A 22552-nucleotide genomic window follows, 5' to 3' on the forward strand; every position below is an offset into this window, starting at 1 on the left:
AGGCGCTGTAAGCGGTGTCTTGACCCCACCTTCCGGATCAGTGCGCGAATGTTGATGTTGTCGCCGAATGAGGCTTCGACATATGACGATTACAGGGTTTACGCATGGCACCAGTGAAGATGTGCCGTTGCAGCGGTTTGAGGTTTTCTGCGGATTCCGACGTGAAGCCGGCCGCCAATCCGACCAAAGACCGGCCACCATTCCGATTTGAAGCCGGCCACCATTCCAATCAAAATCCGGCCAGTTTTCGACACTGAAGATACCCCCTGGGTCAGCAACTTTGGCATCAATCACCTCGCGATGAACGAGGACATTTTGATGCCGGCAAAGAGAAGGCTGACCATGAGACAATTAAGACAAATGCTTCGGCTTGCCGGAAGCGGGACGAGCTCCCGCGAGATCGCCGTCGTATTGGGAATAGCCCGCAGTACGGTGCAGGATAATCTTCAGCGCGCAGCAGCAGTTGGGTTGAGCTGGCCCCTACCGGGGGAACTGACCGATGACGCGCTCGAGAACAAGCTCTTTGCGCGCAATGGCGTCAAACAGGGCACGAGACGACGCGTCGAACCCAACTGGGCCGAGCTTGCCGTCGAGCTCAAGAAGCCCGGCGTCACCCTGCTTATCCTCTGGGAGGAGTATCGTGGGTCGCATCCAGAGGGTTACGGCTACAGTCGCTTTTGTGAGCTCTTCCGTGGCTTTGAGCAACGGCTTTCGCCGACGATGCGCCAGGAGCATGCGGCCGGCGACAAGGTCTTCGTCGACTATTCCGGCAAGAAGATTCCGATCGTTGATCGCAAGACCGGCGAGATCCGCGAAGCGGAGATATTCGTGGCGGTGCTGGGCGCGTCTAGCTTCACCTATGCGGAGGCGACCTGGACGCAAACACTGCCGGACTGGATCGGCTCACATGTCCGGATGTTCCGCTTCTTTGACGGCGTTCCCCGGCTGATCGTTCCCGACAATCTGAAGTCAGGCGTCAGTCGCGCCAGTTTCTATGATCCCGAGATCAACCGCAGCTACGGCATGATGGCTTCTCACTATGGCGTCGGCGTTCTTCCAGCACGGCCACGAAAGCCCAGGGACAAATCTAAAGTTGAGAACGGGGTCCGTTTTGCCCAATCGTGCATCTTAGGGCGTCTGCGCAATCACACGTTCTTCTCGCTTGCTGAGGCTAATGCTGCCATTGGCCAGGCACTCGATCGCATCAATGATCATGTCATGCGCCGGCTCGGCGTCAGTCGCCGGCAGCTGTTTGAGAGTGTCGAGCGCGCCGCGCTCGCCAATCTTCCCGGTGAAGACTACGAATTCGCCGAATGGCGTTTGGTCCGCGTGTCGACCGATTATCACGTCGAGTTCAAGACCTTCCTCTATTCCGTACCGCATGGCCTCATTCGCCAGCAGGTTGATTTGAGAGCGACGGCACGCACCATCGAGATCTTCCACCGCGGCAAGCGCGTCGCCGTTCATCAGCGGCGGTATGGCGGCACTCGGCATGGAACCGACCCGGATCATATGCCCAGTTCCCATCGGCGATATGCCGAGTGGACACCCGATCGCTTTCGGCGCTGGGCTGCATCCATTGGGCCGCAGACCGAAGGTTTGATCACTGCTGTTCTTGCCAGTCGTCCGCATCCTGAACAGGGCTTTCGAACATGCCTGGGCATTCTGCGCCTGTTTCGCGATATCACGCGAGATCGGGCCGAGGCGGTGTCAGCTCGCGCTGTCGAGATCGGCGGTCTGAACTGCAAGAGCATCGCCTCGCTCCTGGCCAACCACAGGGCCGCGCGCCATTCCACCGAACCGACGGCCATCGTTGATCACGCAAATCTGCGTGGCCCCGACTACTTTCATTGAGGAGACAAACCAATGCTGAGCAATCCCACCATCGACATGCTGCGCGAACTCGGCCTTTACGGCATGGCAACAGCCTTCCAGGAGCTTGACGCACAATCCGAAGCCCGCGGTCTTGAGCATGGAGAATGGCTTTCCATACTGCTCGAACGGGAGGCCACCATGCGCCGACAGAAGCGCTTCGAAGCCCGTGCCAGGGCCGCCAAACTACGCCATGATGCACAGATCGAGAATGCCGACTTTCGGGCCGCTCGCGGCCTCGATCGCAACCTGTTCATGGCGCTTGCCGGCTGCGACTGGATCAGAAAGCATCACAGTCTCCTCGTCACTGGGCCAGCCGGCGTCGGCAAAAGCTGGCTTGCCTGCGCGCTTGGTCACAAAGCATGCCGCGAAGACTTCTCCGTCGCCTATCACCGGGTTCCTCGGCTGTTCGCCACGCTCGCACTTGCAAGAGGCGACGGGCGATACGGCAGGATCCTCAAATCCTTGGCCAAGACCGACCTGCTGATCCTTGATGACTGGGGACCGGAAAAACTCAACGATGATCAGCGGCGCGATCTCCTCGAGATCATCGAAGACCGCTACGAGCGGCGCTCGACGATCATCACCAGTCAGGTGCCCCTGGATCGCTGGTACGAAATCATCGCAAACCCAACGCTTGCCGATGCCATCCTGGATCGCCTCGTTCACAACGCCTATCGCATCGATCTCACCGGCGAAAGCATGCGAAAACAGCGCTCGCCAGTCGCACCCGAAAACACCAAAGCTTGACCTGAAACGAAACCAGATCCAAACATCAGACAGACCCAGGATCAGTCCGAGAAATGGCCGCCTTCAAATCGGAACGCCGGCCGGAATGAAATCGGAATGACTGGCCGGCTTCAAATCGGAATCGATGGCCGGCTTCGTCGGAATACGCAGTTTTCACCGGAACAGGGCGTCGCGGCGACTGGAGCGACGAGGAGAAGGACCGCATTGTCGCCGAGAGTTATAGCGGCGAGATGTCGGTCAGTGCTGTTGCGCGTCGGCATGGATTGCCGCCCGGCCAATTGTTTACCTGGCGCCCAGGTGCGAAGTCAGGCGAAGCAAGAAGCACCGCCTATGTTTGTGCCAGCGGTAATTGATCGTCCGGCAGAGCTACCCCCAACGCTGAGAAAGACGGCGAGAAGCTCTCGTCCAATAGCGGCAATCGAGCTGGAAGTCGGTGGCGCGATCGTCAGGATCGCATCGGGTACGGACCGCGCAACCATTCGCATCCACGTTTTTGTCGGGACACTAAGTTATTCGCGGCGTTCGCACACCCGCGTATCGCTACGCGAGCGTCAGACGGATTGGTTCGAGGGGATGGAAGGCGCCTTCTTACGGTTCGGCGGAGTAACGGCAGAAGTGCTGATCGATAATGCGAAGGCGCTCGTCGAGCACCATGATCGTGTGACACGGGAGGTAAGATTCAACCCGCGTCTGCATGCTTTCGCACGGTACTGGGGGTTCATGCCGCGGGCCTGCGCACCCTATCGGGCACGTACGAAAGGCAAGGACGAGCGGGGTGTCGGCTTCGTCAAGAAGAACGCCATTGCCGGCCGCCGCTTTGAAAGCTGGGCTGCATTCGAGGCACATCTGGATCGGTGGACGCGTGAGGTTGCTGATCAGCGTGAACACGGGATCACCGGCATAAAACCGGCTGATCGTTTTGCTGAAGAGGCGAAGGCGTTAAGCCCATTGGCCGGCCGGGCACCATTTGGACAGTTGCGCGATTTGGTCCGCAAGGTTCAGTCGGATTGTGCCGTTGACCTCGATACAAACAGCTATTCGGTCCCTTGGCGCCTGATCGGTGAGAGTGTCCAGGTGGTGGTCTTGGCTGGCCGTGTCATTATACGGCATGCCGGCTAAGTGGTCGCCGACCATGCCGTTTGCGAGGGACGACGACAACGGATTGTGGACCGAGCGCATTTTGTCGGCGTTGCCGGCGCCGAGGGTCTCGTGCGAGCCGCTGCACCGATCGAGCGTTCGCCCCCCAGCCTCTTGCGTCCGCTTGCGGAATACGAGGCAGTTGTTGGAGGGGGCTGGTGATGGCGAATGTTGATCATGACCTGTTGATCGCGACGCTCGATCGGTTGAAGCTTACGGCGATCCGCGACCAGCTCGACACTCTGCTGAACGAAGCAGCTCGTTCAAAGATGAACCTGCGCGAGGCGCTGGCTTTCCTTGTATCGCGCGAGATTGCCCGGCGCGACGAGCGACGAATATCGATGTCGAGCAAACTGGCGCAATTCCCGTTCGTTCGGGAATTGGATGGCTTCGACTTTGAGGCGCAGCCATCACTGGATCAGGGCCAGATCCGGGAGCTCGCGACCTGCCGCTGGATTGCCCATGGCGACACGGTGCTATTCCTTGGGCCGCCGGGCACAGGCAAGACCCACTTGGCCGTGAGCCTTGGCCGGGAAGCCATCCGTCAAAACTACAACGTCCAATTTGTCACGCCGGCGACGCTGGTGGCAATGCTGGCGAAGGCCCATAGCGACGGCTCACTCGATAAGCAGTTGACCATCCTGTCGCGACCGAAGCTGCTGATTATTGACGAGCTGGGTTACCTGCCCTTCGAGGCCAACGCCGCCCATCTGTTCTTCCAACTGGTGTCCCGCCGTTACGAAAAGGGCTCGATCCTGATCACCTCGAGCCGTTCTGTAGGGGAATGGGGAAGCGTATTTGGCGACCCTGTCGTGGCAACGGCGATATTGGACCGTCTGCTTCACCACTCGACCGTGATCACTATCCGCGGCGACAGCTATCGACTGCGCTTGAAACCAATGAAACTGCAAATCAATGAGGGGGTCAGTTCTTCAATTCTTCGCTTCGCTTGACAGAAACTCGATCACAGATCCAGCAACAGCGGGCAACGTGGGATCAAAACACCGGTTACGGTCAACCTTGGCGAAGTCGTCTCGATCATCGGACCCTCTGGTTAAGGCAAGACAACGCTCATCCGCTCCCTCAACGGTTTTGAGACGCTCGAACACGGAGTCGCCTATCTCGAAGAAAAGCCGTTTCTTGCCGGGACGCGGGAGAAGCTTACAAAGACCATCCGGCATGACAGCAGCGACGCCGGTGCTGAATCGAATATTGGCTCTCGAAAGAATTGCTCGGCGTTCAGTTCGGTCATGCAGGGCCGGCGCTCTGATAATCGAGACTCAGGAATGTCCTCCGCTCAATGGCCGCCCTCGCCGTATCCGTCCGAGCGAGACCGCCTTTGAATATTGGATAAAACTGTTCAGACCCTGTCCTTATTCCCAGGCATAAGGACAGTTGGGCAGATGGAGATTTTTGAAGGGGACAGCGGGTCTCGGGTGAGCCGTCTTGAGGTGATCAACACCGGACGGCGGCGTCGATTTACTGAGGATGAGAAGCTGCGGATTGTCGCAGAAAGCTTTGCGGGGAGAGGCCGGGCGTCGGCCACGGCCCGTCAGTACGGCATCAGCCGCTCGCTGTTAAACCGTTGGCGCAATCGGTTCGCCAGGGTTTGCACAGCCAGAAACAAACCGATGGTTTTGTGCCGGCGTTCGTCATGCCGGAAACTTTTGTGCCGGTGAAGCAGGTCACTCCACCTGCTGCGATGGAGCATCCGGTAGCGCCTCCTTCCGGCCGCATGGAGATTGTCGCGGCGAACGGCCGTCGTGTGGTCGTGGACGGCAGCGTCGACGTTGAGGCGCTGCTGCGGATCATGCGGGGTCTGGAGACGTTGCGGTGATCACGCTTCCTTCCGGTCAAAATGTGCGGGTGTGGATTGCAACGGGCCATACCGACATGCGGTGTGGGTTTCCATCGCTTGCGTTGCGGGTGCAGGAGGTGCTGAAACTGAACCCTCTGGACGGCAATCTTTTTGTATTCCGCGGTCGTAGCGGATCGCTGATAAAAGTGATCTGGAGTGACGGCCAGGGGAGCTGCCTTTTTACAAAAAAGTTGGACCGCGGCCGGTTCGTCTGGCCGTCTGCGGAAGGCGGCGCGATCGCGATATCACCCGCGCAGCTGAGTTATCTTCTGTCCGGGATCGACTGGAGGCACCCTCAAGAAACCTGGCGGCCGACGAAGGTCGGCTAGCATTATTCAATTGAAAATACAGGGGAAATCTGATCGAATGGCTTCATGATCTCAAAGCCTGTCGATCTTCCTGTGGATGTTGTTGGCGCTTACCTGGCGCTGCTTGGCGAGCATGAAGCCTTGCAGGCTAAACACGCTATCGCAGTTGCGGAAGCGGCCAATGCGCAGGCGATGCTCTCTGACAACGAGGCGCTGATCGTTGCTCTGGAATTGAAGATCGAGAAGCTCAGGCGCGAGTTGCGAGGCCAGCGCTCTGAACGCACGGCGCGCCTGCTCGACCAGTTGGAACTGCAGCTCGAGGAACTCGTGACGGCGGCGACGGAGGACGAGGTCGCGGCACAGGCAGCAAGCGCCAGAACCTCGAGCGTACGTTCGTTCACGCGCAAACGACCGGTGCGCAAGCCATGGCCGGACGATATCGAGCGCGAACGTATCGTCATCGAGCCGCCGACGACTTGCGCCTGCTGTGGTGGTTCACGCTTGTCGAAGCTGGGCGAGGACGTCACCGAGACGCTGGAAGAGATTCCGCGCCGGTTCAAGGTGATCGAGACGGTGCGGGAAAAGTTCACGTGCCGTGACTGTGAGGCGATCAGTCAGACGCCGGCACCGTTCCATGCCACGCCGCGCGGCTTCATCGGTCCTCATCTGTTGGCGACGATCCTGTTCGACAAGTTCGGCATGCACAGCCCGCTCAACCGGCAGAGTGCCCGGTTCAAATGCGAGGGGATCGATCTTTCGACCTCGACGCTGGCCGACCAGGTCGGGTACGCAACAGCCGCTCTCATGCCTGTCTTCGATCTGATCGAGGCGCATGTCTTTGCGGCCGAGCGTCTTCACGGTGATGACACCACCATTCCCATTCAGGCCAGGGACAAATGCACGACCGGACGCATATGGACTTACGTATGCGATGACCGGCCATTCGGGGGAACAGCGCCGCCAGCCGCAATCTATTATGCGTCGAGTGACCGGCGCGGCGAACATCCGCAGAAGCACCTGGCCAGATACGGCGGCATTCTACAGAGCGATTGCTACAATGGCTTCGAGCCGATCGCTGTTGCCGCAACGAAAGAGGTGCCGATCACCTTCGCCTTTTGCCATGCGCATGCGCGGCGTAAATTCTTTGAGCTGGCCGATATCCAGAAGAATGCGCGGGATCGCAAACGCAAGGGCAAGCCGATCTCGCCGATCGCGCTTGAGGCCGTCAAGCGCTACGACGAATTGTTCGGGATCGAGCGGCAGATCAACGGATTGAGTGCCGAAGAACGACTGGCTGCGCGGCAGGAGAGAAGCAAGCCGCTGTTCGATGACATGCACGAGTGGTTGACGAAGGAACGCGCCACGCTCAGCAGATCGTCCGAGGTCATCGAGCCGATCGATTACATGCTCAAGCGCTGGGAGGGCTTTGCCCTCTTCCTCGAAGACGGTAGAGTTTGTCTCACGAACAACGCAGCCGAGCGGGCGCTGAGAAGTGTCGCATTGGGAAGACGGAACTGGACCTTCGCCGGTTCCCAGCGTGGGGCCGATCGTGCCGCTGTCATGCTGACCGTCATCACCACCTGCCGCCTCAACGATGTCGACCCAAAGGCGTGGCTTGCCGATGTCCTGGCTCGCATCGCCGACCATCCTGTGACGCGCCTGCACGAACTGCTGCCCTGGGAGTGGAAACGTGCATCGCCGGCAACCGTAATGCTGGCGGCCTGACGATGGTGGCTTCTGCCGTCCGCCTGAAGGTCACCCTCGATCATGTCGAGCCGATAGTGATGCGGCGCGTTGTCGTACCGTTCACCATCAGGCTCAGTCGGCTGCACGAGGTATTGCAGGCGGCGATGGGCTGGACCAACAGCCACCTTTACGAATTCCGCATGCGTGACGTCGGCTTTGGTTTGCCAGACGAGGAATGGGGGGATGGTCCGATCGATGCCCGCAGGGTCTCGCTGCTGTCGGCAGTCCAGGACACCGGTGCGAAATCGTTCAAATACCTTTACGACTTTGGCGACGGTTGGGAACACAGCATCAAGATCGAGCGCACCTTTCCTGCAGTCGGCACGGAAGGACCGATGCTCCTCGAAGCAACGGGACACTGCCCGCCTGAAGACGTTGGTGGTCCATGGGGTTATCAGGAGTTCCGCGAGGCGCTTGCAGACCCGGCGCACGAGCGACATGCCGAAATCCTAGAATGGTGGGGCAGCAGCGATTACAATCCCAACAGCGCCAACTTCTCGCAGCTCAACAAAGCCGTCGATGACCTCGCCGCAAAATGGGTCCGAAAAGCGCGACGCAAAACCTGAACACCGGGCTGTGGGTGAAAGCCGAAACTGGATTTTACCGTGTAAACAACCGGCGGAATAGTTCTTCCGAACGCCGTAGACCTTCGTCCGTCAGGACCAGCGACTTCGACTTGTTCAACGGATCACACAGGACCGCGTCATCGATTTTGTCCTCGTCGATCTCCATTCTGCTATGCTACCACGCGCGAGACCCCAAGTCCCGCGGCCCACCTCGGATGGATACCCCTCGCCAGCGGTTGCCCCGACGCCACACTTCAGAGATCGCTCCGTTATCCGTTAGTTGAATGGTGACATGCAAAAACACAATTTCCCAGTGCCCAGTATCAATGTCAGTGTCCTCGCACAAGCGCCAGATCTTTGTTCTCGTAACAGAAGGAGAGCCTTATGTCTTCCAATCGGATAGATGGTACAGGGTCCTTGCCCTCCCCGCTGGGGTATGTCGACACACAGGATGATAAACTATTCAGGCACGCTGTGAATGAAACCAAATCACCGACTGACGCGCTTCTATCGAATGCTCCGATTTGGAGATCGAGCGCTCCATATGCAGGCTTTTCACACGGTCGCTATGCTTGGAACAACGACATATATGGTAAGAGCGCTGGACCTCAGACGCTTTCAGTCCATGCAGACAACCAGTGGAGCGTGTGGTCGAACCAGCCTAACACTGATGGCATCAAGAGCTACCCCCATCAGGCTGTCGATATTGGGAAGCCGCTCAGTTCAATCAACAGTCTGACGTCAAGCTTCAATCAGAAAGTTCCTGCTGGTGGCGCCTGGAACACCGCCTACGACATCTGGGACAGCTCACAACAGAATGAGATAATGCTCTGGACAAACTATACCGGACATCCGGACGGCAGCGGCAATGTCAAGCCCATCTCAAAACATTATGACGCTTCCGGGGCGGCGGTTCCGATCTACCACAATGTCAATGTAGGCGGAGCGAGTTGGAACGTGTTCGAAGGCTATAATGGTCACAAGGTCATCTCACTGCTGCTCACTTCCAAGACCGATACCGGGACGGTGGACATAAAGAGTATCCTAGATTGGCTCAAGTCGAAGGGCCACTTTGGCGACGTAGACGTCGACAGCGTTCAATACGGCGTCGAGATTACATCGTCCCCAGGCGGGATGAAATTCAACTTCAAGAATTGCTCCGTGAGCTCGACGTGACATACGGCCGCAGAGCCAGCTACTCATTATTTCTGAAGGGAGTCCGAAGTCGAGTTCGCAAGGCCCCACCCGGGAAAGGAGGTGCCCACGACACTCTCTCTATCACGGGACGAGTTGGTGAAGCAGGGCGGTCACGCTGAGAGGAGAAGAAATGGCGATTGACGCCACGGTTATGCTGATTGGCTTGTCATCAAGCAGGATGATGTGACGGTTGCCGAACACCAGCGCAACTTCGGCCGCGGCGAGACTGTCTATAATCCCTGGCACTATGTTGCCGTTCTCGCTCGCAAACCCGGTGCCTTGCGCACGGCGTTCCATTCCGGGAATGGGTTTTGCCAACTGCGAGGGAGAAGGTCCGCAAACGGTTGAAGAGCGCCGATGACGGTTATCGACAGATGGTCGCCATACTCGGATGTGTGCCTGCTGATGGTCTCGCCGCCGTTGAGGCCGCCTGCCAGGAAGCGCTCGATCACGGCGTCTGCTCTGCCTCGGTGATCTGCAGGGGTTGCGGCGCGAAGCCGCAATCCGCCTCCCGCCGCAACCCCTGCAGATCACCGATGCGCTTCCGCTTGCCGTGGAAAGCTTCGGCTTGGATCGATGAATATGAACCCGGCGGCAGGCGGCGAGTTCTCACCGGCAACTCAAGCGCTGGCACGAGATCGGAGCAGCAGAAGCGAACAGCCGTGATCGGCTTGTACTCTCGAGGTGAGAGTGCCCGTTCGGTGGCTCAGAAGGTAGGTGTGAGCCGGCAGACGTTGTACGACTGGAAGAACCAGCAACTTGGTCGTGAGGTCCCTGCATCCATGACACGCCGTCGCAAACTACCACCGACTGCCAGCCGAGGCGAACTCGAGCGTGAACTCGAGGCACTGCGCAGTGATGTGAAGCGCCTTCAACTTGAACATGACTTGCTTACGAAGGCTAACGAACTCATTAAAAAAGATCTGGGCATCGATCTGCGGCTCCTGGGAAATCGGGAAAAGACACTGCTGGTTGATGCCCTGCGACCGACATATGCATTACCGGAACTCCTCACTCAGCTTGAGTTCGCCCGCAGCTCCTGTCTTTATCATCGGTCTCTGCTTTCTCTCGAGGACCGATACGCAGATCTTCGCCACACCATTGCGGTGCTCTTCGAAACCAACCGTAACTGCTACGGCTACAGACGCATTCATGTTGCACTGGCCAGAGGCGCAGAACAGGTCTCCGAAAAGGTAGTACGCCGCTTGATGAAGCAGGAGCAGCTCATCGTGACCACTGCCAGGCGGCGGCGGTATACGTGTTACCAAGGCGAACTAGATCCTGTGCCGGAAAATTTGCTCAATCGTGATTTCCACGCTGAAAGCCAAACGAGAAATGGCTTACCGATATCACCGAGTTCCAAACTGCCAGCGGGTAAAGTATACCGTATCCATCCGAGGAGGGCCGCGGGACTTGAAGTCTCGCGCGTGATATTATGGCAGAATGGAGATCGACGAGGACAAAATCGATGACGCGGTCCTGGCCCTGTTATGGCTGACGCTCCACAACGAACGTTGCGCCTGGAAGGGATTTGACTGGGCGACGACGGACCGGTTGCATGAGAAGGGACTGATCTGTGATCCGGTCAACAAGTCGAAGTCGCTGGTCCTGACGGACGAAGGTCTACGGCCTTCGGAAGAACTGTTCCGCCGGTTGTTTACACGATAAAATCCAGTTTCGGCCTTCCCCTACAGCCCGGCGTTCAGGTTTTGCGGCGCGCTTTTCGGACCCATTTTGCGGCGAGGTCATCGACGGCTTTGTTGAGCTGCGAGAAGTTGGCGCTGTTGGGATTGTAATCGCTGCTGCCCCACCATTCGAGGATTTCGGCATGTCGCTCGTGCGCCGGATCCGCAAGCGCCTCGCGGAACTCCTGATAACCCCATGGACCACCCACGTCTTCAGGCGGGCAGTGTCCCGTTGCTTCGAGGAGCATCGGTCCTTCCGTGCCGACTGCAGGAAAGGTGCGCTCGATCTTGATGCTGTGTTCCCAACCGTCGCCAAAGTCGTAAAGGTACTTGAACGATTTCGCACCGGTGTCCTGGACTGCCGACAGCAGCGAGACCCTGCGGGCATCGATCGGACCATCCCCCCATTCCTCGTCTGGCAAACCAAAGCCGACGTCACGCATGCGGAATTCGTAAAGGTGGCTGTTGGTCCAGCCCATCGCCGCCTGCAATACCTCGTGCAGCCGACTGAGCCTGATGGTGAACGGTACGACAACGCGCCGCATCACTATCGGCTCGACATGATCGAGGGTGACCTTCAGGCGGACGGCAGAAGCCACCATCGTCAGGCCGCCAGCATTACGGTTGCCGGCGATGCACGTTTCCACTCCCAGGGCAGCAGTTCGTGCAGGCGCGTCACAGGATGGTCGGCGATGCGAGCCAGGACATCGGCAAGCCACGCCTTTGGGTCGACATCGTTGAGGCGGCAGGTGGTGATGACGGTCAGCATGACAGCGGCACGATCGGCCCCACGCTGGGAACCGGCGAAGGTCCAGTTCCGTCTTCCCAATGCGACACTTCTCAGCGCCCGCTCGGCTGCGTTGTTCGTGAGACAAACTCTACCGTCTTCGAGGAGAGAGCAAAGCCCTCCCAGCGCTTGAGCATGTAATCGATCGGCTCGATGACCTCGGACGATCTGCTGAGCGTGGCGCGTTCCTTCGTCAACCACTCGCGCATGTCATCGAACAGCGGCTTGCTTCTCTCCTGCCGCGCAGCCAGTCGTTCTTCGGCACTCAATCCGTTGATCTGCCGCTCGATCCCGAACAATTCGTCGTAGCGCTTGACGGCCTCAAGCGCGATCGGCGAGATCGGCTTGCCCTTGCGTTTGCGATCCCGCGCATTCTTCTGGATATCGGCCAGCTCAAAGAATTTACGCCGCGCATGCGCATGGCAAAAGGCGAAGGTGATCGGCACCTCTTTCGTTGCGGCAACAGCGATCGGCTCGAAGCCATTGTAGCAATCGCTCTGTAGAATGCCGCCGTATCTGGCCAGGTGCTTCTGCGGATGTTCGCCGCGCCGGTCACTCGACGCATAATAGATTGCGGCTGGCGGCGCTGTTCCCCCAAACGGCCGGTCATCGCATACGTAAGTCCATATGCGTCCGGTCGTGCATTTGTCTCTGGCCTGAGCCCATGTGTCAGTTGATTGCCGCGCCTCCCGTGGATGAAGCCATCGGTTTGCTGATTGCTGAGCAAATGACGCCGGCGGCCGTCGAACCTGCAATTGGAGCCCGAAAAGAGATCCAAGCCGTAAGCGGTGTGCCAGTCACACTGGGGATTTTATTTCCAAGAGTCTGGTTTGCTGTCATGCAGTTTTATGAGGCGCTCGCACCCACCAAGTTGTTCGGATGCCTCCTTGGCCCAACTCTTCGCCTGCTGTTCGGAAAGGGCTAGGGTTTTATCACCACCTGATGCCATCAGCTTTAAGGTCGCGCTTTCCAGCTTATCGATTGAAACTGCAACATCTTGATAAATTTCTGTTTTGGAACCGCAGCCTTGCCTATTCAGATATCCTAAAAACTTTTGCCCCATAGAGACGGGCTTGGCACCGCAATACTTTTCCGCGAGTGCATGCATCATAATCGCGTAGCTAATGCCCATGAAACGGGTCTCAGTCTTTTCGCCAGGCGCAAAGCTGGTTCTACAAAAACGTGGGGGTTCTGCATGAGCTTCTGTTAGCGCAAAAAAAGACAAAACTATCATACCGAAAAAGCGAAGCATGTGGTGTCCTCAATCAACTACGTTAAATGACTGACCGATTTATCCACGACGAGCAATGCGTAATCTCAGTCTAAGCAATTGATTACTTCAGATTCCACGGCAGTAGCTCACCGATCCGGCTCTGCTTGTGGCCGCTGACGATGGCGGTAAGTGTGCTGGTCAGATAGGCCATCGGATCGACGGCATTGAGTTTGCAGGTCTCGATGAGCGAGGCGATCATCGCCCAGTTCTCTGCTCCAGCGTCATGCCCAGCAAAGAGTGCGTTCTTCCGATTGAGGGCGATGGGCCGGATGGTTCGCTCGACGCTGTTGTTGTCGATCTCGATGCGGCCGTCGGTCAGGAAGAGCTTCAGGCCGTCCCAATATTTGGCGATGTAGGCCAGAGCCTCGCCGAGAGGGGACTTGGTCGCTACACGGGCACGGTGATGGATGAGCCAGGTCTGCATGTCGGCGATCAGCGGCGCTGACCGCTCCTGCCGTCCGGCAAGGCGAGCCTCCGGATCAAGGCCACGCAATTCGGCTTCGATCCGATACAGTTCACCGATCCGTTTGACGCCGTCCTCGGCAATGGGTGCTGTAGCGTTGCGGGTGATATCCACCAGCTTGCGGCGAGCGTGTGCCCAGCAATAGGCAAGCCGAATGTCGGGACCGACCCTGTCCGGTGCGATCAGCCTGTTGTATCCGGCATAGCCATCGACCTGCAGAACGCCGGAGAAGCCCTGCAATATTCGTTCGGCATGAACACCCCCGCGACCGGGAGCGTAGGTGAAGGCGACGCCCGGCGGAGCACCGCCGCCCCAAGGGCGATCATCCCGCGCCAGCGCCCAGAAGTATCCGGTCTTGGTCTTGCGCGAGCCGGGATCGAGAACCGGGGCACGGGTCTCGTCCATGAAGAGCTTGGTCGAGCGCTTCAGGTCGGTGGTCAATGCATCGAAGACGGGGCGCAATTCGAACGCTGCTCGCCCGACCCAGTCGGCAAGTGTGGAGCGATCAAGATCAACGCCCTGGCGGCTCATGATCTGAGCCTGCCGATAGAGCGGAAGGTGATCGGCATATTTGGTGACCACCACATGGGCGACGGTCGCTTCCGTCGGCATTCCTGCCTGGATCAGCCGCGCTGGAGCCGGGGCCTGAACGACGCCGTCGGTGCAGGCACGGCATGCATATTTGGGGCGGCGGGTGACAATGACGCGGAACTGCGCCGGGACTACATCCAGCCGCTCGGAGACATCCTCGCCGATGCAATGCAGGCAACCGCCGCAGGCACAGACTAGGCTTTCCGGTTCGATTACCTCTTCCACACGGGGAAGATGTTGAGGAAGGGAGCCGCGATTGGTCGCTCGTGATCTTGAGACCTTGTTGCCTTGAACGACGTCGGCTTCTTCCTCGGCATGGATCGCTGCCATCGCCGTTTCCAGGTCTTCCAGTGCCAGATCGAACTGCTCGGAATCGGTCTTCTCGGACTTGCGCCCGAAAGCTGCCTGTTTGAAGGCCGCGACCAGCCTCTCAAGCCGTTCGATCCGCTCGTCCTTACGAGCAATCTGCGCGTCCTTGCCTGCCTCGCGTGCCTGCGCCGCGATCAGCATCGCCTTCAGGGCGGCAACATCATCGGGAAGATCGGCGGCATCAAGCATGCCCAGAAGTTACCAAATCCCGGCCCGTTTTGCCTTCGGAATCTTTCGCGCTGAGTCATCGTGCCGCAGCTATTCGACAGTCTCCGGCGTTCTCGTCTTGACGGCATGAACCCGCCGCCAATCGAGGCCCGCAAACAGGGCTTCGAACTGGGCGTGGGTCAGCGTCATCAATCCATCCCGTATGCTGGGCCAGGTGAAGGTGTGCTCTTCCAGCCGCTTGTACCTCACAAGAGAATGCAGCCGCGACCAGCGCAGATGAGCAGCTAGTGCGGGTCACACATCCGTTTCATCCACTACTTGGACAGCAGTTGCCGTGTGTCGGCAGGCGCTGCAATTCGCATGGGGAGCGTCTTTTACTGCAGACAGAGGATGCCACCGTTTGGTCCGTTCCCCCGCAATGGACTGACCTTGTGAGCCCAGATCCTGAAGTTGTCATGGGCAACGGACGGTCGCTCTTGCGGGTCGCCGACTTAATGGAATTGGCCGCCCTGGTAGAGCGCCTTTCCAGAACACGATGATGTGCGGATGTGTAAAGATAAATATGCCGCATCTGTAAAGCGGATTATGCCGCATATGTCTTATTTTTGTGGAATTATTCCCGCAATTACAGGACTGAATGATGCTAAACCATGAGGACCACCTTGACGAGGCAGAAAAATACGTCATAATTAACATTACGATTACGTCGCTTCATGTCCTCGGAGCCATCGATGTCTGCGAAGTACGACAGCAAGCGCACAAAGACGGATGCCCTCATCGAAGAGGGTACGTTCAATCCCACCCCCGAGAAGGTGCGCGATCCAAAGTTTCGGGGCAGCGAGTTCTTCGATCCGCACGACGCCGTGCAGGTCAAATACGAGATGCTGCGTCGCGTCTCCATCGACAAGGTGTCGGTGACGGAGGCCTCCGACGAGTACGGTGTTTCCAGGCCGACCTACTACCAGGCCAAGGTGAACTTCGATATGGCCGGCATTGCCGGACTGGTGCCGACGAAGCCGGGGCCCCGCGGTCCCCACAAGATCGACGACAAGGTCGTGGCATTTCTGCAGGCGCAGCTCGCTCCAGGAGAACCCGTTCGCGCCCGGGAACTTGCCAAGCTGCTTCGCCAGGAACTCGACATCGAGCTTCATCCCAGATCGATCGAGCGGGTTCTAAAAAAAAGCGGCAGGTAAACATTGCCGCGACGGCGGCATGCCCGATCCTACCGTCGACCATCGCCTCCCAGTACGAGGTCTTGCGCAAGGCTGCTCTCGGCGCAGCGCTGCCGCTTATGGCCCGTAGCGGCCTGATGCTCTTTTTGCGCCGGGGCATGTGGGGATGGGCTCAGACGCTGACCGCAACAGCAAGCACCCCGCGAGAGCAGAATTACCCATCGTCAATTGCTTGGCCGCTGCACCGCGGACACAGCGCCGTCGTCCACGTCCTTGCGACAATCGCCATGAGCATCAACGATCGGAGATCACGATGAATGTACATCTCAAAGTCCAGCCTCATCACCTCGAACGCAGCGCCTACCTCTACATCCGCCAATCTTCGATGCGGCAAGTCATCGACAATACCGAGAGCGCCATGCGGCAATATGCGCTTCGCGGGCGCGCTATCGCCCTTGGTTGGCGCGAGGAGCAGATTATCGTCATCGATAACGATCAGGGTGAATCCGGCGCATCGGCGGTCTGGCGCGAGGGATTTCAGCGGCTGGTCAGCGATGTCGGCATGGGGCATGCCGGGATCGTCATGGGCCTGGAGGTCTCCCGTCTGGCCCGCAACAATGCCGACTGGCAGCGTCTGCTGGAGATCTGCGCCCTTGCCGACACCCTGATCCTCGATGAGGACGGCGTCTACGATCCGGCAAGCTTCAACGACCGCCTCTTGCTCGGCCTCAAGGGAACAATGAGTGAGGCCGAACTGCATGTGATCAAGGCCCGGCTGCGCGGCGGCATCCTCAACAAGGCGCGGCGCGGCGAGTTCCGCTGCCCCCTGCCAACCGGGCTGGTCTATGACCATTCCGGCAATGTGGCACTTGAACCAGACATGCAAGTCAGAGAGACGATCGTCCATTTCTTCGAGACGTTCTCTCGCGTCGGATCCGCCTCCCAGACCGTCAAGGCCTTTCGTCAGGAAGGCATTCTCTTTCCCTCACGCCTGCACGACAGCCAGACGGTATTCCGGCCACTGACGACTTCGACGGCGATGCGTGTGCTGCACAATCCACGTTACGCCGGAGCCTATGCCTATGGCCGCCGCCGCTATCGACGCACCATTGATGGCAAGAGGATTGTGCGTGAACAAGATAATGATGATTGGACGGCATGTATTCCAGATGCCCATCCCGGCTACATCAGTTGGGAGCAGCATCAGGAGAACCTGAGGATTCTGAAGTCGAACATCTGCCATAAATGGAACGCGGGGGTCGCATCACCTCCGCGCGAAGGTCCGGCACTGCTGCAGGGGCGGGCCGTGTGTGGGCAATGCGGCAGGCATTTTCGCATGCGCTACGCTGCCCGACGCGGCCGGCAGGAAGCCTGGTACGTTTGTGATCGCGCCCGTAGCGATCGCGGTGAACCCCTGTGCCAGGCGATCGCTGCACCTCCTGTCGACGAAGCCATCGGTATGCTGATCGCCGAGCAGATGACGCCGGCAGCCATCGAACTGGCGATTGAAGTCCGCAAAGAGATCGAAGCGCGACATGAAGAGGCGGATCGGCTGCGCTGTCGCGCGATCGAGCGCGCGCAAACTGAAGCCGATCTCGCCCAGCGCCGTTTCATGCTCGTCGATCCCAATAACCGCCTCGTCGCCGACACGCTCGAAGGCGAATGGAACGAGAAGCTCCGCATCCTGGCCAATGCCCGCGAAGAGCGCGAGCGCGCCCGGGAGCACGAATTCATCCTCGATAAGGCCGTCCACGAGCGGTTGGTCGCAATGACGGCGGACTTCAAAAAACTCTGGACCAATCCAGAGACCCCGAACCGCGAACGAAAGCGCCTGCTTGCCCACATCATCGAGGACGTCACCCTCCTCAAACTACCGAAAAGAGGCACAACCAAGGCTCATATTCGCTTCAAGGGCGGTAAAACCGAGACACTCGTCACCATGAGCCCAAAATCTCCCAGCCAGCAGATCAAGACGAACCCCGATATCATCGCACTGATCGATAACCTCCTCGACAATCATATTTTTTCCGAGATCGCAGAGATTCTCAACGATCAGGGATATCGTCCGGGCTCGGTGACGCGCCGTGACCAGCGCAATGCACGCTTCACAACCAAACGCGTCACCTATCTCGTTCGCGAATATAGGCTGAGATCACGCTATGACCGGCTCCGGGATCGCGGGATGTTGACAAAAAAGGAGGCGGCTGAACACCTCAATATCCATGAACATACACTCGCCAGATGGGCTGAACACGGCCTCGTCACCAGCCACGCCTACAACGGGCACTACTACCTGTACGAGCTTCCGAAGACGGATTTACCGCAAAAGCAATGCAGTCGATGGAACCAGCTCATCGATCGCGTCGCCGCCCGTAAGCAAAATGCCGGACACGCCAAAACCTTCAACTGAATGCGAAAGAGAGATGCAGTATGAATGCAGATCGTTGTAGGCCATCACCAAGCCGCTGCCATCCCAGTAGATCAGCTTCAGCCGGTCTGCTTTCCGTGACCGGAATACGAAGACCGTCCCTGTAAAAGGGTCCCTGTGCAACTCGTTTTTGACCAGCGCCGCTAGGCCATCGTGGCCCTTGCGGAAATCGACCGGCTTGGTGGCTACCATGATCCGAACCCGGTTCGACGGAAAGATCATGCCGGAACCGCGCAGGCACGCGCGACAGCGGCGATCCGCGCAGCAGATGCACCTTCCTCAATACGGATGGTGACAGGGCCGACGACAATCTCGGCGCGGGAGACTGCTTTCGCAGTCGGCGGCTCCGATACGGGCATCTCGACAACCATGGCCGCGAATTCGACTGCGTCTTCCGGCTCCGGTAAAACCAGCTTGCCCTGCCGTGCCAGCGTTCGCCAGGACGACAGGTGATTGGCCTTCAGCCCGTGACGTTCCGCGACCTCGTTCACCGTCACGCCCGGACGCAAGCTCTCCGAAACGATCTGCGCCTTGACCTCGTCCGGCCATTGACGGTGAGCCTCCCGTCGGCTCCGCCGCGTCGTGAGAACCTCCAACGTAGTCTCCATGGAGAAAATCCTTGTCGCTTCCATGGAACGTCGATCACAGATCAGGCGACATCGGGCAATGTGGGGCTAGAACACCGGTTACGAGGCGCTGGAGCCGGGCGCGAGCGTGTCGGCGATCGCCCATCGGATAGGCATTCGTCCGTCGCAGCTGTTCGCCTGGCGTCGTGACGCTCTGGACTATGCCGCCTCGCAGCGTTCGGCTGGCAAGGTCGCCTCGGCGCGCCCGGCTGCCCCGGTGATCGAGGTTGCTATTGGCGACATTGTCGTGCGCGCCGGCGCAGATGTCGACGAGGCGCACTTGCAGCGGGTGATCCGGGCGGTGCGTTCGGCATGATCCCGTCCGGCGTGAAGGTGTTCCTGGCCAGTCATCCGGTCGACTTCCGCAAGGGCCCGGACAGCTTGCTGTCGCTCGTGCGGGATGCCGGCAGTGATCCGTTCTTATGTGTCGGGCGAGATTATGTGGCGGATCCGTCCCGGCGCTAGCCGAGGCCCGTCTAATCTGGAATTCTCCGCCACATAATATTTAGATACTGTTCAGCAGTTGGAGCACGGCGTCATTTGGTCGGAAACGGACGCCAAGATCGCCGGCGACTCCAGCCTTCTCGAGACCTTTACGCATCATCTCGACATCGGCAGTGGCATAGCGGTGGGTTGTAGCGACCTGTGCGTGCCCGAGCCAGGCTTGGATCGTCAGAAGGTCAACGCCCGACTGGAGAAGCTTCATGGCCAGTGAGTGTCGGAAGATGTGCGGCGATATAGGCTTTTGGGCCAAGGCCGGCCTGATGTTCACGGCCTGGGCCACCGCTCGCCGCACGATGTGGGTTGCTCCGAAGCGCGTCAGGCGCTCGTTGCGGGCGCCGACGAATATCGGTCGCGGCTCGTGGCTCGCGATCCGTGTTCGGCCAACAAGGCTGTCAGTGCTCGCGCCAGATCCCGAGGAATGGGGATGATGCGGTCTCTGCGCCCTTTGCCGCGCAGCAGTACTTGTGGGTGCGACCGTTCCAACTGAAGGTCGTTTGCGTTGACGCCGGTAGCTTCGGAGACCCGCGCGCCGGTCCGTGCCAGGAACAGTAGAAACGTGCGGTCACGCCGACCGCGGGGCGACCTTGGATCAGGCGCTTCAATGAGGGCGTCCACTTCGGCCTTGATGAGGTGATGCGTCACCTCGACGTGCGCCCGTTTTATGGGAATCGTCAGCACGCGTTGGGCGACACCGAAGGACGCTGGATCGGAGGCTGCGACATGGTGGAAGAACGATCGGATCGCCGCTAGGCGGGCGTTGCGCGTGGAGATGGTGTTGTTCCGCTTCTCCTCGAGTTCGTCGAGAAAGGCGAGAATGAGGTCTCGATCGAGCTCCTCGAGCACCAACGCCGCCGGCTTCTTCCGCAACCGCGTGGCGGCAAAGAGGATGAGCATGCGCAAGGCGTCGCGATAGCTGGCCATGGTCGCGGGAGTCGCGTTGCGTTGCTTGGTCAGGCGTCGGCGAAAGTAGGACTCCAAGAGCGGTGCCAGGAGTAAGTGTTCACTCATGCTGCGCCTCCATCGAGGAAGGCGCGCTCCGCCGCCATGGCGAGAAGATCCACCGAGCCAGTGAGGTAGTAGGCTGTGTCACTGTAGTTGGCGTGGCCGAGATAGGTGGCGAGCACCGGGAGTAGCGCCTGGACGTTGGCGCGTTGTTGATGCCAAAGGCTCATGCGGGTCACGGCAAACCGGTGCCTAAGATCGTGCGGCCGCAACGGCTTGCCGTCATCAAGCCCTGCGAACTTGCGGACCTGAGCAAATCCGCTTTGCAAGCCAGTCGCCGAGAGGCGGTTGCCACGAGAGCTGAGGAAGAAAACCTGGTCCTTGGGACTGGGAAAAGCGGCATCGCGCGCACGGGCATAGCGGCGAAGCGCTGTTTGGGTCGTCGTGTGAACTGGAACGAGACGGTCCTTGCGGAACTTCGTCTTCCGAATGAGAAGAACCCCGTTGGTCAGATCGACGTCGGAACGATCAAGCCTGACCACTTCGCCCGATCGCAGTCCCGTACTTGCCAACAATCCGATCAGCGTCTCCATCGTCCGCCCCCTGAGGGGGATGCCTGGCGAAATGCGGGTGCATGCGTCGATGAGCGACGCCAACTCTGCCTCGCTGAGGATACGTGGAGGTGGAATCGCCCTGGATCTAGGAAAGGCTCTGCGCTCCAAGGATTCGGTTTGGGCGTCATAGACCGCGAGATACTCGTAGAAGCGGCGGAGCACGCCGTGACGAGTAGCGCGGCTGTTGGCGGCGCCGCCGAACGACAGGACGAAGTCCAGCGCCATCGTCCGGGTGGCGGGCGCATCGAATTGAGCGCGTTCAACGTAGCGGACGAAGGCGTGCAACGTACCGGCTTGTTTGCTGAAAGAGTAGCCGAGCGAGTGGCGCAGTTCGATGTAACGCTCGACCTTCTCGCCGAGGAATCGGGCGAAGGCGGTCATGCAGCGCCTCCGGGAAAGGGGAGTGCGACCTCGGCGAGCTGCGAGGCCGCAACCTTCACGTACAGCGCCGTTGTGTTGATACTCCGGTGACCAAGAAGATCGGCGACCTCGTTGATTGGCCTTCGCTGCCCGACAAGCTGGGTGGCGAGGCTGTGGCGCAGGAGATGTGCACCGGCGACCCGCCCGAGTTCGACCCCGCCATGCCGCAACCGCTTCCTCACGATTCTTGAAACAGGCGCCGCAGACTTGAACGCTCCCACCGGCGGCGTGAACGACAGGAACAGATACGGACTGTCCACCTTCGGTCGAGCGCGCAGGATGTAGTCGACGAGCGCCGCGCCGGTCTCCTCGAGGAGTGGCACCACCCGATCACGCTTGCCTTTGGTCCGCCGGATAAAAACCTCGCCAGTACGCCAGTCGATATCCTGCAGTCGAATGGCACGTAACTCGCCGTTGCGAATGCCCGTGGTGGCGAGCAGCAGCAGGACGGCTCGATCGCGGATAGCGACCGGCGTCGTTGGGTCGATCGCATCGATTGCGCGCCGAACGTCACCCCATGCAAGGCGTGGCGGCAGATGCGCCAAACGCCAATACGGCGTTCTCGGCACGATGCGGGCAAGATCTTGGTGATGGTGGCCAGCCCAACATAAGAACCGAAGAAATGTTTGAATGTGAGAAGTCGCTGCCGTGCGGGTGCCGGAGGTCGCCGATAGCGACAGCCGATACTCGACAGCAGCAAGCACGTGCTCAGCTGTCAACGCCTCAAGACTTTGGCCGGGGCGGTGATGGCGGAACCAATCCAGAAAACGGCGGCCGCCCAGAAGAACGCCTTCGCGGGTCTTCGGCTCCAGGCCCCGTACCCTGCGCAGATAGTCCGAAAAGGAGGCCAGAAGCGGAGCATCCGGATCATTCTCTTCACCTGAAACGGAAATAATAAACCGCTCCGGAGCCACTCGCCGTGCATGAGCCAGAGCCGATACTGCCCCAATGCGCGGAGTATCACTAGTAAACGCGCCCAAATAGCTGTCAATTACATCTTGATGGATCGGCATCGGACCACAGTGCGTCAAGGCAAACTGGCTAAAACGCGCAATCCGGCTCAGGTAAATGAACCG

The 22552-nt window shown here is 59.1% G+C and carries 21 protein-coding genes and 7 pseudogenes; 17 read left to right on the forward strand and 11 right to left on the reverse strand.

Annotation, left to right across the window (positions count from 1 at the left end):
* Positions 1 to 342: 342 nt before the first annotated feature.
* The 9 genes and pseudogenes from istA (NBG89_RS30110) to NBG89_RS30150 all read left to right on the forward strand — a co-directional run bounded on the left by istA (NBG89_RS30110) (position 343) and on the right by NBG89_RS30150 (position 8237).
* Positions 343 to 1854: an IS21 family transposase gene (istA, locus tag NBG89_RS30110; RefSeq protein WP_416068575.1), complete on the forward strand. Its 1512-nt coding sequence runs from the start codon at positions 343 to 345 to the stop codon at positions 1852 to 1854.
* Between the two features lie 12 nt (positions 1855 to 1866).
* Positions 1867 to 2622, forward strand: a complete 756-nt coding sequence (gene istB / locus NBG89_RS30115; RefSeq protein WP_416068576.1) for an IS21-like element helper ATPase IstB — start codon at positions 1867 to 1869, stop codon at positions 2620 to 2622.
* Between the two features lie 203 nt (positions 2623 to 2825).
* Positions 2826 to 2975, forward strand: coding sequence for a transposase (locus NBG89_RS30120; RefSeq protein WP_416068774.1), 150 nt, complete (start codon positions 2826 to 2828; stop codon positions 2973 to 2975).
* Positions 2976 to 2985: 10 nt separating this feature from the next.
* A pseudogene (gene istA / locus NBG89_RS30125) lies at positions 2986 to 3921 on the forward strand (IS21 family transposase); the annotation flags it as partial.
* Positions 3921 to 4712: an IS21-like element ISSme2 family helper ATPase IstB gene (gene istB / locus NBG89_RS30130; protein WP_416068713.1), complete on the forward strand. Its 792-nt coding sequence runs from the start codon at positions 3921 to 3923 to the stop codon at positions 4710 to 4712. The pseudogene istA (NBG89_RS30125) and the gene istB (NBG89_RS30130), both read left to right, overlap by 1 nt.
* Positions 4713 to 5162: 450 nt before the next feature.
* Positions 5163 to 5596: pseudogene (gene tnpA, locus NBG89_RS30135) on the forward strand (IS66-like element accessory protein TnpA).
* Positions 5597 to 5652: 56 nt separating this feature from the next.
* Positions 5653 to 5946 (forward strand): IS66 family insertion sequence element accessory protein TnpB, encoded by a 294-nt coding sequence (gene tnpB, locus NBG89_RS30140; RefSeq protein WP_112982801.1) that lies wholly within the window; start codon positions 5653 to 5655, stop codon positions 5944 to 5946.
* Between the two features lie 45 nt (positions 5947 to 5991).
* A complete protein-coding gene (tnpC, locus tag NBG89_RS30145) occupies positions 5992 to 7650 on the forward strand; it encodes an IS66 family transposase (RefSeq protein ID WP_416068531.1) in 1659 nt (552 codons plus the stop codon).
* Positions 7651 to 7652: 2 nt separating this feature from the next.
* Entirely contained in the window at positions 7653 to 8237 is a 585-nt protein-coding gene (locus tag NBG89_RS30150) for a plasmid pRiA4b ORF-3 family protein (RefSeq protein ID WP_416068532.1), read from the forward strand.
* Between the two features lie 34 nt (positions 8238 to 8271).
* Here NBG89_RS30150 and NBG89_RS30155 read toward each other — a convergent pair whose 3' ends face one another.
* Entirely contained in the window at positions 8272 to 8403 is a 132-nt protein-coding gene (locus NBG89_RS30155; RefSeq protein ID WP_416068533.1) for a DUF6429 family protein, read from the reverse strand.
* A gap of 218 nt (positions 8404 to 8621) precedes the next feature.
* Between NBG89_RS30155 and NBG89_RS30160 the strand changes: the two genes are divergently transcribed.
* The 4 genes and pseudogenes from NBG89_RS30160 (at position 8622) to NBG89_RS30175 (ending at position 11102) form a co-directional block, all read left to right on the forward strand.
* Positions 8622 to 9413 (forward strand): GH12 family glycosyl hydrolase domain-containing protein, encoded by a 792-nt coding sequence (locus tag NBG89_RS30160; RefSeq protein WP_416068712.1) that lies wholly within the window; start codon positions 8622 to 8624, stop codon positions 9411 to 9413.
* Positions 9414 to 9578: 165 nt separating this feature from the next.
* Positions 9579 to 9962: pseudogene (locus NBG89_RS30165) on the forward strand (IS21 family transposase); the annotation flags it as partial.
* Positions 9963 to 9991: 29 nt separating this feature from the next.
* Positions 9992 to 10819, forward strand: a pseudogene (locus NBG89_RS30170) (IS3 family transposase); the annotation flags it as partial.
* A gap of 58 nt (positions 10820 to 10877) precedes the next feature.
* Entirely contained in the window at positions 10878 to 11102 is a 225-nt protein-coding gene (locus tag NBG89_RS30175) for a DUF6429 family protein (RefSeq protein ID WP_416068711.1), read from the forward strand.
* A gap of 34 nt (positions 11103 to 11136) precedes the next feature.
* Here the strand turns inward: NBG89_RS30175 and NBG89_RS30180 are convergent, their stop codons facing one another.
* The 5 genes and pseudogenes from NBG89_RS30180 to tnpB (NBG89_RS30200) form a co-directional block, all read right to left on the reverse strand.
* Complete coding sequence (locus NBG89_RS30180; protein ID WP_416068532.1) at positions 11137 to 11721, reverse strand: plasmid pRiA4b ORF-3 family protein; 585 nt, start codon at positions 11719 to 11721, stop codon at positions 11137 to 11139.
* Positions 11722 to 11723: 2 nt separating this feature from the next.
* Positions 11724 to 12565: pseudogene (tnpC, locus tag NBG89_RS30185) on the reverse strand (IS66 family transposase); the annotation flags it as partial.
* Positions 12566 to 12717: 152 nt separating this feature from the next.
* Positions 12718 to 13158, reverse strand: a complete 441-nt coding sequence (locus NBG89_RS30190) for a hypothetical protein (RefSeq protein WP_416068709.1) — start codon at positions 13156 to 13158, stop codon at positions 12718 to 12720.
* Between the two features lie 82 nt (positions 13159 to 13240).
* Positions 13241 to 14791 (reverse strand): IS66 family transposase, encoded by a 1551-nt coding sequence (gene tnpC / locus NBG89_RS30195; RefSeq protein WP_431324625.1) that lies wholly within the window; start codon positions 14789 to 14791, stop codon positions 13241 to 13243.
* A 69-nt stretch (positions 14792 to 14860) separates the two neighbouring features.
* Positions 14861 to 15019: an IS66 family insertion sequence element accessory protein TnpB gene (tnpB, locus tag NBG89_RS30200; RefSeq protein WP_416068707.1), complete on the reverse strand. Its 159-nt coding sequence runs from the start codon at positions 15017 to 15019 to the stop codon at positions 14861 to 14863.
* A 38-nt stretch (positions 15020 to 15057) separates the two neighbouring features.
* Here tnpB (NBG89_RS30200) and NBG89_RS30205 point away from each other — a divergent pair, with 38 nt between their 5' ends.
* The 3 genes from NBG89_RS30205 (at position 15058) to NBG89_RS30215 (ending at position 18352) form a co-directional block, all read left to right on the forward strand.
* Entirely contained in the window at positions 15058 to 15309 is a 252-nt protein-coding gene (locus tag NBG89_RS30205) for a DUF5372 family protein (RefSeq protein WP_416065938.1), read from the forward strand.
* A gap of 192 nt (positions 15310 to 15501) precedes the next feature.
* Positions 15502 to 15963, forward strand: coding sequence for a helix-turn-helix domain-containing protein (locus tag NBG89_RS30210; RefSeq protein WP_062369699.1), 462 nt, complete (start codon positions 15502 to 15504; stop codon positions 15961 to 15963).
* A 292-nt stretch (positions 15964 to 16255) separates the two neighbouring features.
* Positions 16256 to 18352, forward strand: a complete 2097-nt coding sequence (locus tag NBG89_RS30215) for a recombinase family protein (RefSeq protein ID WP_416065937.1) — start codon at positions 16256 to 16258, stop codon at positions 18350 to 18352.
* Between the two features lie 42 nt (positions 18353 to 18394).
* Here NBG89_RS30215 and tnpB (NBG89_RS30220) read toward each other — a convergent pair.
* Together tnpB (NBG89_RS30220) and tnpA (NBG89_RS30225) are read right to left on the reverse strand one after the other, a co-directional pair.
* A pseudogene (tnpB, locus tag NBG89_RS30220) lies at positions 18395 to 18592 on the reverse strand (IS66 family insertion sequence element accessory protein TnpB); the annotation flags it as partial.
* Positions 18589 to 18978: an IS66-like element accessory protein TnpA gene (tnpA, locus tag NBG89_RS30225; RefSeq protein ID WP_431324626.1), complete on the reverse strand. Its 390-nt coding sequence runs from the start codon at positions 18976 to 18978 to the stop codon at positions 18589 to 18591. The gene tnpA (NBG89_RS30225) and the pseudogene tnpB (NBG89_RS30220), both read right to left, overlap by 4 nt.
* A 106-nt stretch (positions 18979 to 19084) precedes the next feature.
* On the opposite strand from tnpA (NBG89_RS30225), the gene NBG89_RS30230 reads away from it, so the two are divergent.
* Positions 19085 to 19312, forward strand: a complete 228-nt coding sequence (locus NBG89_RS30230) for an IS66 family insertion sequence element accessory protein TnpB (protein WP_431324627.1) — start codon at positions 19085 to 19087, stop codon at positions 19310 to 19312.
* 189 nt (positions 19313 to 19501) lie between these two features.
* On the opposite strand, the pseudogene NBG89_RS30235 reads toward NBG89_RS30230, so the two are convergent.
* From NBG89_RS30235 to NBG89_RS30245, 3 genes and pseudogenes are all read right to left on the reverse strand, one after another.
* Positions 19502 to 20508, reverse strand: a pseudogene (locus NBG89_RS30235) (tyrosine-type recombinase/integrase).
* Positions 20505 to 21437, reverse strand: a complete 933-nt coding sequence (locus NBG89_RS30240) for a tyrosine-type recombinase/integrase (RefSeq protein WP_416068702.1) — start codon at positions 21435 to 21437, stop codon at positions 20505 to 20507. Before NBG89_RS30240 ends, NBG89_RS30235 begins: the two are co-directional and overlap by 4 nt.
* Entirely contained in the window at positions 21434 to 22390 is a 957-nt protein-coding gene (locus NBG89_RS30245) for a site-specific integrase (protein ID WP_431324628.1), read from the reverse strand. Before NBG89_RS30245 ends, NBG89_RS30240 begins: the two co-directional genes overlap by 4 nt.
* Positions 22391 to 22552: the final 162 nt, after the last annotated feature.

It is taken from the genome of Rhizobium sp. YTU87027 (assembly GCF_050644135.1).
In the GTDB taxonomy this organism is placed as follows: domain Bacteria; phylum Pseudomonadota; class Alphaproteobacteria; order Rhizobiales; family Rhizobiaceae; genus Rhizobium.